The sequence below is a fragment of the Kitasatospora sp. NPDC091276 genome (genome assembly GCF_040684355.1).
GTDB lineage: Bacteria > Actinomycetota > Actinomycetes > Streptomycetales > Streptomycetaceae > Kitasatospora.
Genome location: NZ_JBFBFU010000026.1, coordinates 38,986 through 52,752, shown reverse-complemented (window position 1 = coordinate 52,752; position 13,767 = coordinate 38,986). Strand labels below are relative to the sequence as shown.

12 protein-coding genes are annotated in these 13,767 nt (G+C 75.4%); 5 read left to right on the top strand and 7 right to left on the bottom strand.

Annotated features, from left to right (window positions below; all coding sequences use genetic code 11):
- Positions 1-133 precede the first annotated feature (133 nt).
- Positions 134-736: a CBS domain-containing protein gene (locus AB0O19_RS28195; RefSeq protein ID WP_363623477.1), complete on the bottom strand. Its 603-nt coding sequence runs from the start codon at positions 734-736 to the stop codon at positions 134-136.
- 9 nt (positions 737-745) lie between these two features.
- The gene (locus tag AB0O19_RS28190; RefSeq protein ID WP_363623475.1) at positions 746-1,441 is read right to left on the bottom strand and encodes a CBS domain-containing protein; all 696 of its coding nucleotides are present in this window, start codon (positions 1,439-1,441) and stop codon (positions 746-748) included.
- 158 nt (positions 1,442-1,599) lie between these two features.
- Between AB0O19_RS28190 and AB0O19_RS28185 the strand changes: the two genes are divergently transcribed.
- A complete protein-coding gene (locus tag AB0O19_RS28185; protein WP_363623473.1) occupies positions 1,600-3,024 on the top strand; it encodes an MBL fold metallo-hydrolase in 1,425 nt (474 codons plus the stop codon).
- Positions 3,025-3,076: 52 nt separating this feature from the next.
- Entirely contained in the window at positions 3,077-3,889 is an 813-nt protein-coding gene (locus tag AB0O19_RS28180; protein WP_363623471.1) for a universal stress protein, read from the top strand.
- Positions 3,890-3,929: 40 nt separating this feature from the next.
- Here the strand turns inward: AB0O19_RS28180 and AB0O19_RS28175 are convergent, their stop codons facing one another.
- Positions 3,930-4,613 carry a CBS domain-containing protein gene (locus AB0O19_RS28175; protein WP_363623469.1) on the bottom strand — a complete coding sequence of 228 codons (684 nt, stop codon included), beginning with the start codon at positions 4,611-4,613 and terminating at the stop codon, positions 3,930-3,932.
- Positions 4,610-7,342 carry a GNAT family N-acetyltransferase gene (locus AB0O19_RS28170; protein ID WP_363623467.1) on the bottom strand — a complete coding sequence of 911 codons (2,733 nt, stop codon included), beginning with the start codon at positions 7,340-7,342 and terminating at the stop codon, positions 4,610-4,612. The genes AB0O19_RS28175 and AB0O19_RS28170 overlap by 4 nt, the downstream gene beginning before the upstream one ends.
- A gap of 250 nt (positions 7,343-7,592) precedes the next feature.
- On the opposite strand from AB0O19_RS28170, the gene AB0O19_RS28165 reads away from it, so the two are divergent.
- Positions 7,593-9,953, top strand: a complete 2,361-nt coding sequence (locus tag AB0O19_RS28165) for a glycosyl hydrolase family 65 protein (RefSeq protein ID WP_363623465.1) — start codon at positions 7,593-7,595, stop codon at positions 9,951-9,953.
- Positions 9,954-9,981: 28 nt separating this feature from the next.
- Here AB0O19_RS28165 and AB0O19_RS28160 read toward each other — a convergent pair whose 3' ends face one another.
- A complete protein-coding gene (locus tag AB0O19_RS28160; RefSeq protein ID WP_363623463.1) occupies positions 9,982-10,599 on the bottom strand; it encodes a hypothetical protein in 618 nt (205 codons plus the stop codon).
- Between the two features lie 42 nt (positions 10,600-10,641).
- A complete protein-coding gene (locus AB0O19_RS28155; RefSeq protein WP_363623461.1) occupies positions 10,642-11,190 on the bottom strand; it encodes a universal stress protein in 549 nt (182 codons plus the stop codon).
- Positions 11,191-11,383: 193 nt separating this feature from the next.
- On the opposite strand from AB0O19_RS28155, the gene AB0O19_RS28150 reads away from it, so the two are divergent.
- Together AB0O19_RS28150 and AB0O19_RS28145 are read left to right on the top strand one after the other, a co-directional pair.
- Positions 11,384-11,626: a DUF1918 domain-containing protein gene (locus tag AB0O19_RS28150; protein WP_363623459.1), complete on the top strand. Its 243-nt coding sequence runs from the start codon at positions 11,384-11,386 to the stop codon at positions 11,624-11,626.
- Between the two features lie 136 nt (positions 11,627-11,762).
- Positions 11,763-12,641, top strand: coding sequence for a universal stress protein (locus tag AB0O19_RS28145; RefSeq protein ID WP_363623457.1), 879 nt, complete (start codon positions 11,763-11,765; stop codon positions 12,639-12,641).
- Between the two features lie 137 nt (positions 12,642-12,778).
- On the opposite strand, the gene AB0O19_RS28140 is transcribed toward AB0O19_RS28145, so the two are convergent.
- Positions 12,779-13,645, bottom strand: a complete 867-nt coding sequence (locus tag AB0O19_RS28140; RefSeq protein WP_363623455.1) for a universal stress protein — start codon at positions 13,643-13,645, stop codon at positions 12,779-12,781.
- Positions 13,646-13,767: the final 122 nt, after the last annotated feature.

The window sequence follows — 13,767 nt, the reverse complement described above, 5'->3', positions numbered from 1 at the left end:
CCTGGGTGCGCGGAGGGTGACACCACCGATTCTGCGCCGCCGGTCCACTCCGCGCACCGGGGCCGATCACCACCCCGCGCGGCGGCGGCCCGTGGGGGGGCGGAGGGAACCGGGGCCACCGCCGCACCCCCGTTCAGGCGGGCGTGGCGAGCCTGAGTTCGACGCCGACCACGCCGGGTACGGAGCGCACCAGCCGTTCCAGGACGGGGGCGGTCACGGGGGCGGGCAGGCCGCCGGTCAGGGTGACCAGGCCGTTCTCGGAGCGGACGTCGGTCTCCACCGCGGCGGCCGGCCCGAGGGTGGCGACCAGTTCGAAGCGGACCCGGTCGGCGAGTTCGCGGTCATCGTCGAGGTAGACCTTCAGCAGGTCGCCCCGGCTGACGATGCCGACCAGGTAGTCCTCCTCGTCGACCACCGGCAGCCGCTTGAGGTGGCCGCGGGCCATCGCCCGGCCGGCCTCGTTGAGCGGGCTGCCGGGGTGCACGGTGACCGCCGGGACGGACATCATCCGCCCCGCCGTCAGCGCGTCGGCGCGCTCGCCGTCACGGTCCCGGGCGGTGAGCAGGTCGGCCTCGGAGACCACCCCGACCACCCGGCCGTCCCCGGCCAGCACGGGAACCGCACTGACCTGCCAGCGCTGCAGCGTCTCGGCCACCTCACGGAAGTCCGCGTCGCGGCCGACGGCGACCACCCCGTGGGTCATCACGTCGGCGACGGTGCTCGGTGTGCGGGTCACGACAGCCTCCTACGGTGCTGCGCGGTAGGCGCGAGGGTGTTCGAACTGCTGACCGGTGTCGTCCTCGGTCCAGTCGAGCGTGGCGTGGACGGCGACCACGCCGTCCACGGCGCGGCACAGCTGCTCGGTGATCGGGACCAGGCTGCGACGGGGCAGCCGGCCCTTCAGCGTGACCACGCCGTCGTGCACCGCCACCTGGACCTCACCGGGAGCGAGCCACAGGGTCCGTCCGAGCACGTCGTGGTGGATCTCCTCCAGGATGGCCGCGTCGTGGCGCAGGAACACCTCCAGCAGGTCCCGGCGACTGACGATGCCGACCAGGCGGCCGATCTCGTCGACGACCGCCAGGCGCTTGACCCTGTGCCTGTCCATGGCACGGGCGGCCTCGGGCACCGACCAGCCGGGGCGGGCCGTGACCGCAGGGCTGGTCATCAGCCCACCGGCGGTCTCCGCCTCGGCACGGGCTCGGTCCTTGGCGTCCAGCCAGCGGCCCGGGAAGCGGCCCTCCGGATCCGGCAGCACGGCCTCCTTGCGGATCAGGTCCGCCTCGGACACCATGCCGAGCGGCCGCCTCTGGTCGTCGATCACCGGTATCGCGGTGATGTCGTTGCGGTGGAACAGCGCCGCGACCTCCTTGAACGGTGTGTCGGGCCGGGCGGTGACGACCTCATGGGTCATCACCTCGTTGACGCTGCGGTGCTGCATCATCCTCACTCCTCCTCCGGTGGTCCCGCCTTCACTGTCCGCCCGCCCCACGCCGCCGGACAGGGCCGGACGGTCCCTGTCACCTGGGCCGATCCGGCCCGGGACAGCACGGCCGGACGGCGCGACGATGGAGACCCCGAGTCCCGCTGGAGGCGGCCATGACGACGGAGAGCGGCGGACCCCGACCGCGGCCCCGACCGGGCCTGCTGACCTTCCTCGGCGGCGTGGGCACCGTCACCGGCAGCAAGTTCCTGGTCGAGACCGACCACGCCCGCCTGATGATCGACTGCGGCCTCTTCCAGGGCCTGGCCGAACTGCGCCGCCGCAACCGGCGCCCGCTGCCCCTGGACGCGGCCGACGTGCGGGCCGTGGTGCTCACCCACGCCCACCTGGACCACTGCGGCTACCTGCCCCGGCTCGTCCGCGACGGCTTCCGCGGGCCGGTGCTGACCACCCCCGACACCGCCCGGATCGCCGAGCTGATCCTGCGCGACAGCGCCCACCTGTTGCGCGAGGAGGCCGACCACGCCAACGAGCACGGCTGGTCCAAGCACCGCCCGGCCCAGCCGCTCTACGACGACGAGGACGTCGAGAACGCGCTGCGGATGTTCGACCCCGTCCCGCTGGACACCGACGTCGAGATCACCGCCGGCATCGTGCTGCGGCTGCACCGAGCCGGGCACATCCTCGGCTCCTCCTGGGCCCACCTCACCCTGGAGGACGGCCACACCATCGCCGCCAGCGGCGACCTCGGCCGCCCCGTCCACCCCCTGCTGCGCCCGCCCGAGCCGTTCACCGGCGCCGACGTCCTGCTGATGGAGTCCACGTACGGCCACCGGCAGCACGACGAGACGGCCGCCCGCGAGTGGTTCGCCCGGGCCTTGGAGCGCACCCTGGCCCGGGGCGGCACCGTCGTCATCCCGTCCTTCGCGGTCGACCGCACCGAGGTCGTGCTGCACCAGCTCGCCGAACTGCGCCGGGTCCGCCGGCTGCCGACTGCCGTGCCGGTCTACGTGGACAGCCCGATGGCCCTCGCCACCCTGCAGATCTACCGGGACGCCTTCGCGGCCGGCTCCGACCAGCTGCGCCCCGACGTCCTCGCCGAGGGCCCGGCCGCCCTGGACCCGGAGCCCTTCACCCTGGTCCGCTCGCTCCAGGAATCGCTCGCCCTGGACCGCGCGCACGGCCCCGCGGTCATCGTCTCCGCCTCCGGCATGGCCACCGGCGGCCGGGTCGTGCACCACCTGAGCCGGCTGCTGCCCGACGCCCGCAACACCGTCGTGGTGGTCGGCTACGCCGCCGAGGGCACCCGGGCCCGGGACCTGGTGGACGGCGCCCGAGCGCTGAAGATGTACGGCACCTACGTCCCGGTGCGCGCGGAGGTCGTCAACGTCCCCGCCTTCTCCGCGCACGCCGACGCCGCCGAGATCATCGAGTGGCTGCGTCCCGCGCCGCCGCCCAGCACGGTCTACCTCGTCCACGGCGAGCCGGAGGGCTCGGAGGCGCTGCGCGACCGGATCGACCGCGAGCTCGGCTGGACCGCCGTGGTGCCGCGCTCGGGCGAACGGGTGCTGATCCGGTGAGCGACATAGCCTGAGGGACGGGGCCGATCGACACGGTGCGGAGGTGCCGTCGATGAACCGATTCGTCGTGGTGGGCGTGGACCCGTCGACCCGGAGCCGGGCCGCGGTCGACTGGGCGGTCGACGAGGCCTTCCGCCGACGGGCGGACCTGCGGCTGGTCCACGCCAGGTACGGCGGCACCGGGCCGGCCGAGGCCCAGCGCCTCGACGCGGAGTGGGCCCGGGTCGCCGCCCGCCACCCGGGGCTCACCGTCGCGGCCGACCTCGTCGACGGTCCGCCGCGCGAGACCCTGGTCGGGGCCGCGGCGGGCGCGGAGCTGCTCGTGGTCGGCGACCGGGGCTCGGGAGGCTTCCCCGAACTGCTCGTGGGCTCGACCAGCCTGTACGCGGCCGCCCACGCGCCGTGCCCGGTCGTGGTGGTGCACCATGAGCCGGTGACCGAGGGCGGCGTGGCGGTCGGGGTCGAGGGCAGGGAAGCGGAGGGCCCGGTGCTCGCCTACGCCTTCGAGGCCGCCCTACGGCAGTCCCTCCCCCTGGCCGTGCTCCATGCCTGGAGCTACCCCCCGCTGCTCGGCCCGGGCCACGAGGTCCCACCGGTCTACGAGGAGGGGCACATCGCGGCGGAGCACGAGCGGCTGCTCGCCGAGGTGCTGGCGGGCTGGCGCGAGCGGTTCCCGGACGTCGCCGTCACCACGTCGGTCGTGCGGTCGGGGGCCGCGAAGGAGCTGGTCGCGGCGTCGGCCGACCAGCGGCTGGTCGTGGTGGGCCGCCACGGCCGGCCGAACGGTCCGCTCGGCCGGCTCGGCTCCACCAGCCAGGCGGTGATCCAGCACGCCCAGTGCCCGGTGGCGGTCGTTCCGTTGTGAGCCTTCCCTTGCGAGCCTTCCGTCGTGAGCCGGGGTGCGGTCAACCGACCGGCGGAACGCCGTCGTCGAGGTCCCAGGCGAGGTGGTCGGCGAGGCCGGTGAGTCCCTCGATGCGGGCGATCTGGAGGCAGAGCGCCGCCGCGTCGCTGCGGGTGCGGGTGCGGCCGGTCACCGCGACCCGGCCGCGTTCGCAGCGGACGTGCAGCGAACTCGGGGCGACGCCGCTGCCGGGGGTGAGGGCGAGTTCGAGGGCCTCGGCCCTGATCTCCTCGTCGACACGACGCAGGGCGTCCAGCAGGTCGTGCGAGGACAGCAGCCCGACCAGCCGGCCGTCGCCGTCCACGACGGGCAGGTGGTGCAGCGAGCGCCCGGCCAGCAGGGCCACCGCCTCGACGATGCCGGTGTCGTCCGTGACGGTGACACCGGGGGAGGCCATCAGGTCGCGGGCGAGCAGTTCGCCCTCGCGGTCCTCCTCGGCGTAGGCGGCGAGGAGGTCGGACACGGCGACCACGCCGGTGACGGTGCCGTCCGGCGTCACCACGGGCACGATGCCGCGCCGCGAGGCGCTCAGCACGGCGGCGACGGTGGCGAAGTCGGTGCCCGGGGTGACGGCGACGCCGGGGCGGCTCATGCAGTCGCCGACCCGGGTCCTGCCGGGCGGTCGTGCGGAACCTGAGGCCGGGAAGGTGTCGGCCGACGTGCCGTCGAGGATGCTGTGCTTCACGGTGCCCACTCCCCCTCGGTGGCCGCCGGCCGACGCAGCCGCCGCAGGTAGGGGTCGAAGGACGGCCTCGGTTCGAGGCGGACCCGGGCGTCCACGCAGAGCGCGCCGTCGGGCCGGGCGATGACGGGGTTGAGGTCGGCCTCGACGAGTTCCGGGAGGTCGTCGGCCAGCCGGGACAGCCGGGCGAGCACGGACCGCACGGCGGCGAGGTCCACCGGGGGCGCACCGGCGCCGCCCGACAGCAACGGTGCGCTGTGGAGTTCGGTGACCATGGTGGTCAGGTCGCGTTCGCTGAGCGGGGCGAGCCGGGCCACCCGGTCGGCCAGGACGTCTGCGGCGGTGCCGCCCGCCCCGAGGACGACGAGCGGGCCGAAGACCCGGTCCTGGACCACGCCGGCGAGCAGTTCCACCCCGGGCGCCGCCATCGGCTGGACCACCGCCCCGGCCAGCTGAGGACCGAACTTCTGGGTGAACTCGCGGTAGGCACAGCGCACTTCGGCATCGGTGGCCAGGCCGGTGCGGACGGCGCCCAGCGCGCTCTTGTGTACCTGGCCGGGCCAGTACGCCTTCATGACCGCCTTCCCCTCGTGCCCGAGCCGGCGCAGACCGGTGGCGGCGACGGAGGCCGCGTGTTCGTCGCGGGCCCAGACCGTGGTGGTCAGCGGCAGCCCGTAGGCCTCCAGCAGATCGGCGGTGGTCAGCGGGTCGAGCCAGCCGCCCTCGGGGTGGGTGGTGAGGTAGCCGTCGACCAGGCTGCGGGCGGTGCGCCGGTCGCAGTCCGGGGCTTCGGCGGGCACGGAGGGGGCTTCGGCGAGCCACCGGGCGCGGTCCCGGGCGTGCGCGAGGGCACGGGCGGCGGCGAGGGTGTCGGAGTAGGCCGGCAGCATGCCGCCGTCGGCGCAGCCGCGGTAGCGCACGGGCACCTGCTGGTCGAGCAGCACGGCGGCGATCGGGACGCGTCGCCGGGCCGGGGCCTCCAGCAGGGCGCGCACCGGTTCCTGCGCGGGGGTGGCGCACAGCGCCGTCGGGGCCAGGCACACCAGGATCGCGTCGACGGCCTCCTCGCGCTCCAACGCGCGCAGGAAGAGGGCGAGTTCGGTCGGACGCACCGCCGCCGTGGTGTCCACCGGGTTACGGACGGAGGCGCCGGGCGGAAGCAGATCCCCCAGTTCCACAGGGAGTTCCGGCAGTTCCAGGCCCGCCTCGACGCAGGCGTCGGCGGCCAGGATGCCGATGCCGCCGGCGTTGGACACCACGGCGACCGCGCTGCGCGGAGCGGGCAGCGGCTGGGCGTGCAACAGGGCGGCGGCCTCGACGAGTTCCTCGATGCTCCGGGTGGCCGTGATGCCCGCCTGCCGGAACAGCGCCTCCCGGGTCACGGTGGGGGTGGCGGCGGCCGCGGTGTGCGAGGCGGCGCCCCGGCGGCCGGCCGTCGAGCGGCCGGCGTCGACGGTGAGCACCGGGATGGTCCGGGTCACGCGGCGGGCGGTACGGGCGAAGGCGCGCGGGCTGCCGAAGGACTCCAGGTGGAGCAGCGCCAGATCGGTCCGGCCGTCCGCCTCCCACCACTGGAGCAGGTCGTTGCCGCTGACGTCGTACTTGTCGCCGAGCGAGACGAAGCTCGACACCCCGATGCCCAGCCAGGCCAGCCGCGAGAGCAGCGCGATCCCCACCCCACCGCTCTGGACGGCCACCCCGGCGCTGCCCGGCCGGGGGAAGGCGCCGCCGAACTCGGCGTCCAGCCGGATCGCGGGTTCGGTCTGGGCCATGCCCAGGCTGTTCGGCCCGACCAGGCGGATGCTGTGGCGGCGGCAGGCGCGCATCAGCCGCCGGGCCTCCTGCGGCCCGAGCCCGGAGGTGAGCACCACCAGCGCCCGGACCCCGACGGCGCCGCACTCCTCGGCCACCCCTGGGACCGCGGCGGCGGGCACGGCCAGCACGGCGAGGTCCGGCACGGCGGGCAGCGCGCCGACGGACGGGTACGCGCGCTCGCCGCCGACCTCGTCCGCGTGCGGGTTGACCGCCCAGACCGGCCCGGTGAAGCCGCCCTGCCGGATCTTCCCGAGGACGGTCCGCCCGACCGACCCCTCCCGGCGGGACGCCCCGACCACCGCGACCGAGGCCGGGCGCAGCAGCGCCGCCAGGCTCGCCAGGTCGGCCCGGCGCCCGCGTTCGTCGACCGCGGCGCGGTAGCGCTCGTCCGTCTCCTCCAGCGGGACCCGGAGCCTGACCTCGCCGTGCGCGAAGCAACGCTGGACGGGCAGGCCGAGGTCGGCGAAGACCTTGTGCACCGCGCGGTTGCCGAACAGGGTGTCGGCTTCGAAAGCACGGATGCCAGCCGCCCGGGCGGCGTGCACGAGGTGCTCCAGGAGCAGGGTGGCGACGCCTCGGCCGTGCCAGTGGTCGGCCACCGCGAGCGCCAGTTCCGCCGTCTCCGGCGGGTCGTCCAGCGGTTCGCAGTCGGCCTCGCCGAGCAGTTCCTCCCCCATCCAGGCCCCCAGCGCCAGCAGGCCGGGGCGCGGCGGCCCGCACAGCCGGTCGGCGGCCTGCCCCGGCGCGTTGCGGCTGACCCCGAAGAACCGCATCCGACGGCTCTCCTCGGACATCCCGGTGGTGTGCAGGTCGAGCACCGCCTGGTGGTCCCGCGGGCCGAGTGGGCGGATCCCGACGGTGGTGCCGTCGGCCAGCAGCGCCTCGGCGGTGCTGCGCGGCGGATGAACGGTGGACATGGCGCGTCTCCTCGGCCCTCGCCGATCGGTCTCCTCCAGCCTCCACGCCCGGCCACGGCCACGGGAGGGCCGACCGGCCCCGCCCGCCCGGCCGACCGGCGGCCCGGCTGCCCGGCTGCCCGGCCGCCCGGCCGCCCGGCCGCGCACCGTCCGAGGGGCGGGCCGGTCGGGCGTTGCTCAGACTGGGGTCAGGCCGGTCGGCAACGGAGGTCTCGTCGTGGCAACGCACACACCGGCGGGGTACCCCGTCATGCCCGACCCCTGGACCCTCCGCTACCGGGGCTTCGACCCGGCCGAGGAGGGGCTACGGGAGGCGCTGTGCGCGGTCGGCAACGGCTACGTGGTCAGCCGGGGTGCCGCGCCGGAAGCGTTCGCGGACGGGGTGCACTACCCGGGGACGTACCTGGCGGGCTGCTACGACCGGGCGGAGTCGACGGTCGCGGGGCGGGTGGTGACCAACGAGGACCTGGTCAACTGCCCGAACTGGCTGCCGCTGACCTTCCGCCCGGTCGGCGGCGACTGGTTCGCCGGTCCGCCCGCCGAACAGACCGTCGAGCTGGACCTGCGCCGGGGCCTGCTGACCCGCACCGCCCTCGTGGTCGACGGCCAGGGCCGACGGACCCGGCTGGTCCAGCGCCGCCTCGCCAGCCAGGCCCGGCCGCACCTGCTCGCTCTGGAGAGCACGTTCACGCCGGAGAACTGGACGGGTGCGCTGGAAGTCCGCTCGGCGCTGGACGGCGCCGTCGCCAACACCGGCGTCGCCCGCTACCGGGGGCTGGCCGAGCAACACCTCGTCACGGCCGGCCAGGGCGTGGACGGCGACGGGCTGCTCTGGCTGGAGGCCGCCGCGGCCGGCTCGCCCCTTCGGATCGCCCTGTGCGCCCGGACCAGGGCGCGACGGGCCACGGTGACGGCCGAGTGCCGTGACGGCTGGACGGCCCACCTCCTCACCGTGCGGGCCCGGCTCGGCCGGCCGGTGACGGTGGAGAAGACCGTGGCCCTGCACACCTCCCGCGACCGGGCGATCGAGACCCCGCTGCACGCCTGTCGGCTGCTCGCCGCCGAGGCCGGGGGCTTCGACGACCTGCTGGCCGAACACACCGTGCGCTGGGCGGAGTTGTGGCGCCGATGCCGGATCGAGGCGGACTTCGACGGCACCGGTCCGCTGCACCTGAACCTGTTCCACCTGCTCCAGACCTACTCCGAGCACTCGATCGACCTGGACGTCGGCGTCCCGGCCCGCGGGCTGCACGGCGAGGCGTACCGGGGACACGTCTTCTGGGACGAGCTGTTCGTCCTGCGGCTGCTCAACCTGCGCTTGCCCGAACTCGCCCGCGCCGTGCTCCGCTACCGCCACCGCCGTCTGGACGCCGCCCGCCAGGAGGCCCGCCGGATCGGCCTGCGCGGGGCGATGTACCCGTGGCAGAGCGCCAGCGACGGCCGCGAGGAATCCCAGCAGCTGCACCTGAACCCGCTGTCCGGCCGCTGGCTGCCCGACCACAGCCACCTCCAGCGGCACGTCGGCTCCGCGGTCGCCTACAACGTGTGGCAGTACTACCAGGCCACCGGGGACCGGGACTTCCTCGCCTCGGCGGGTGCCGAGACGCTGCTGGAGATCGCCCGGTTCTGGTCCTCCGCCGCCGTCTACGACCAGGGGCGCGGACGCTGGTCGATCCGCGGTGTGCTCGGCCCCGACGAGTACCACGACGCCTACCCGGGCGCCGACCGGCCCGGTCTGGACGACAACGCCTACACCAACGTGCTGGCCTCCTGGGTGCTGGCCCGGGCCCAGGACGCCCTGGACGTCCTGCCCGGCTACCGGCGCGAGGAACTGCTGGAGCGCCTCTCGCTCGACGCCCTGGAGCTGGACCGCTGGCAGGAGGTCGGCCGCCACCTCCACGTCCCGTTCCACGAAGGCGTCCTCAGCCAGTTCGACGGCTACCAGCGGCTCGCCGAGCTCGACTGGGCGGCCTACCGGCGCCGCTACCCCGACCTGCGCCGCCTCGACCGCGTCCTGGAGGCCGAGGGCGACACGGTCAACCGCTACAAGGCGTCCAAACAGGCCGACACCCTGATGCTCTGGTACCTGTTCTCCGCCCGCGAGGTCCGCGACCTGCTGCGGCACCTGGGCTACCCCGCCGGCCACGAACTGCTCCGCCGCACCACCGACTACTACCTGCGGCGCACCGTCCACGGTTCGACGCTCAGCTCCGTGGTGCACGCCTGGGTGCTCACCCGATCCGACCGCCGCGCCTCCTGGCGGTACTTCCGCGACACCCTGGCGGCCGACCTGCGGGACAGCCAGCGCGGCACCACGGCCGAGGGCGTCCACCTGGGCGCGATGGCGGGCGCGGTCGACCTGCTACAACGCTGCTACACCGGTCTGGAGGTCCGCGAGGACGCTCTCTGGCTCGACCCGCACCTGCCGTCCGCCCTCGGCCGGCTGGACCTCGACCTGCGCTACCGGGGCCACTGGGGCCTCACGATCGCCGTCGACCGGCGCTCGGTCACGGTGAGCCTGCGCGAGGACCGCCAGGAGCCGGTCCTGATCCGCCTGCGCGGCACGCAGACGACGGTCCGGCCGGGCGAGACCCGCCGCTTCCACCTCTGACACCGGTCCGCCACCCGGCACCGCTCCCTCACTTCCGCCCGGACCAGAGCGGCTCGACCTGCTCCCAGGCGGGCTCCCAGTCCTCCTCCGCCCGCCGGTCCAGCGTGTGGCGGCGCAGCGCGAAGCCGCCCTCCGCCGCCAGCCCGAGCACGAAGACCGTGCCCAGGCCCACCAGGGCGGCATCCGACAGGATCTCCGTGGCCGCCTTGGGCGCGCCGACCGGGTTCCCGGCGTCGTTCAGCCCGGTCGCAACGGCCGTCCCGGCGACCGTGCCCTCCGGCACCGGGACGACCCCGCCACCCGGCCCGACCGGGTACGTCCAGCGGGCCGGAGCGTGCGCCTGCGGGTTTCCCGCCCGCAGATCGTCCGACCGGGCCGCGCCGGTGGTGACGGCGGTGACGACGTGCCGGTGTCGGGCCACCTGCTGCGCGGTGTGCGTCTCGGCGCCGAACACCAGGAGCGCCGCCACCGAAGCCAGCACGAACGTGGCGAGCATCGTCAACGCCAGCCCCGCGACCAGACGGCTGTACGCCCGGTCCACCGGGCGGCAGAGCGGATTGCCGTCCCGGCCGGTGGCCCGGCGGACGTGCTGGCGCAGGGACGTGCGCGAGGCCGGATGCCTGTGCGTGGTGGCTGCGACGGACATGACGCGCCTCCTCCCTGCCGGGGTGGCAGGTGCTGTCGTAGGTCAGTCTGCCGAACCCGCCTCTGTCTCCCGAGGGCCTGACGGCCCTGGTGACTGGCCCGAGGGGCCCCTCGCTGCGGGTCGCCCGCCCCCGACGGGGCCGGCCGCGAAGTCGCCACGGACGAGGACCACGGGGCAGTGGGCGTGCCGGACGCAGTACCGGGCGACCGAGCCGAGCAGCGCGCCGACGAAGCCGCCGAGGCCCCGGCTGCCGACCACCAGGAGTGCGGCCCCCTCGGAGAGCTTCACCAGGACCTCGCCGGCGCTGCCGTGCTCCACCCGCTGCCGCACGGCGGCCCCCGGGGCCCGGACCGTCTCCCGCGTCACCAGCTCGGCGAGCTCCGCCCCGGCGACGGCGTCGGACTCCTCCGGGGACACCGTGATGCCCCGTCCGTACACGCCCGGCTCATCCCAGCTGGTCACCGCCTCCACGACGGCACCGGTCAGCCGGGCCTCCCCCAGAGCCCAGCGCAGCGCTGCTCGGGACGGGCGCGAGCCGTCCACGCCGACGACGATCCGCCGCTCACCCGTCGTCCGGTCGGTGCCGTTCATCTCGTTCGCCTCCGTGGGGTGCGGGCCGTCCGCCGCGCCTGCGCTCCCCCAGCACACCGCAGGTCGGGCACCGGCGCTTGGGCCGGCGGGCCCCGGCCCGGGACCGTCCGGCCCCTGCACCACCCCACGCGCAGTGGTGCCATGGAGGTACGGACGGTCGGCCCGTCCAACGTACCGACCCTGGGAGGACGGCATGAAAGCCGCCGTGGGAGACCGCATCATCGTCCAGGGCACCCGGCCCGGAGCCACCAGGAGGGACGGCGAGATCGTCGGCCTGCACCACCCGGACGGCAGCCCGCCGTACGACGTGCGCTGGTCCGACAGCGACCGGGTGACGGAGTACTTCCCCGGCCCGGACGCCCGGATCCACCACTTCCGCAACGAGCACGAGGCCGCCGCGCCCGTACCGCCCAACCCGCACCTCTTCGCCGACTGACGGGCCGAGGGGCCGGCCGGGGAGTCGCGGGTGGGGCCCGTGGGCTCCGGCCGTGGGGCCGGTCGACCCTCGTGCCGGGCCTCGGGCCTGCCTAGGGTCGGAGTCGGGGTCCGGTCACCGGACCCGAGGAGGAGCCATGACACCCGTGCGTTCCGACGGCCCCAGCGATCCCGTCGTCCTCGGCGTCGACGCGCTCGACACCGGCCCGATGACTGCCGCCTGGGCCGCCGACGAGGCCGACCGCCGAGGCCTGCCGCTGCGGCTGGTGCACGCCGTACCGTCGCCGTTCCGCGAGTTCCGCGCCTTCGACGAGGGCCGGTACCACACGGCCCTGCGCCAGCGGGCCGACGAGGCGCTCGACGGGGCCTGCGCGGTGGCCCGGGAGCGGCACCCCGGGCTGGCGGTGACCACCGCCGTGGTCGAGGACGTCCCCGCCCCGGCGCTGTGCCGCGAGTCCGCCCACGCCACTCTGGTCGTGCTCGGATCCCGTCGGCTGCGCCGGGCCGCGGAGGTGCTGAGCGTCTACTCGGTGGCCGTCCCGGTGAGCGCGCAGGCCCACTGCCCGGTGGTGGTCGTCCGCGATCCCGAGCACGTCACCCAGGACCCGCCCTACGTCGTGGTCGGTGTGGACGGCAGCCCGTCCTCGGCGGCCGCCGTGGACTTCGCCTTCGACCTCGCCGCCGAACGGCGTGCGGCGCTGCGCATCGTCTGGGTGTGGCAGCGCCCGCCGGTCGTCAACCTCGACGAACGCGACACCGAGCGGATCCTGCGCCGGATGCTCTTCGAGACCACCGCCGGTCGGCGCGAGCTCCACCCCGACGTCGCCACGGCCCACGAGCTGATGCGCGGCCACCCGGTCGAGGAGCTGGCCGAGGCCGCCGAACACGCCCTCGCCGTCGTCGTCGGCCGCCGGGGGCACGGTGGCTTCACCGGGATGCGGCTCGGCTCCGTCCCGCACGGCCTGCTGCACCGCGCGCACTGCCCGGTCGTGACCGTTCCCTCGCCGCCGTACTGAACCCGCCCGGCACCGGAAGGCGTCAGCAGCTACCCCCGCCGATACCGGCCGGGACGGGACGGGATCCCGGCCGACCACGTTCGTCGCGTTCCGGGCCGGGCCGACGCCCGGAGGGTCGGCCCGGCGCGTGATGCCGGTCAGGCCGCGTCCGCCCCACCCACCGGTCGGACCACCGCCACCGGGCACATCGCGTACTGCAGCAGCGCGTGGCTGACGGAGCCCATGGCGAGTCCGTGGAAACCGCCCTTGCCACGGGAGCCGACCACGGCGAGGTCGGCCCGCTCGGAGGCGCGGATCAGCGCGGCGCTCGGCCCGGAGCGGACCAGTTCCTCCTGGACCGTGACGTCCGGGTGGCGGGCCCGCAGGCCGACGAGCTGTTCACCCAGCTCACGCCGGAGCCGCGCGGTGACCTCCCCGGGGTCCGCCGCCGCGGCGCCGGCCTCCGCGGTCGCCGGCATGCCCCAGGACCGCAGGACGTACAGCACGGCCTTGCGCAGGGACGCCTCCTCGAAGGCGTAGCCGAGCGCCGCCGTGGAGCCCACGGAGCCGTCGGTACCGACCAGGATCCGGTCGTGCCCGCTGTTCACGTAGCCGACCACGACGACCGGGGCGGCCGCGTGCCCGACCACCTGGAGGCTGACCGAGCCGAGCAGCACGTTGCGCAGCCCGCCCTCTCCCCGGGCGCCGAGCACGACCGCGCTCGCGTGCTCGGCCGCGTCGATGAACACGGTCGCCGGACGTCCGATGATCAGCTCCGGTGACACGTCGAGGCCGGGTTGGCTCTCCGTCGCGATCGCCGCGGCCTCGGCGACGATGTCGGCGCCCCGGTCACGGACGTTGAGCCACATGCCGGGCGGGTGGAACGGGATGTCGTGCTCCCAGGTGGGCAGCACATGGACGACGCGCAGTCGGGCCCCGCGCAGGGCCGCCTCGTGGGCGGCCCACACCAGGGCGCGCAGGCTCCGTCCGGAGCTGTCCACACCGACGATGACGGGTTCGGTCATGGCTGGGCCTCCGTGATCCGGCCGTAGCGGTAGGTACCGGCACATGAGCGTGCAGGCCGGGCCTGGCAGGCCCCGCCCCGCTCTCCACGTGCCGCCCCCACGGCCAGGCTCGCTCGCCCTCG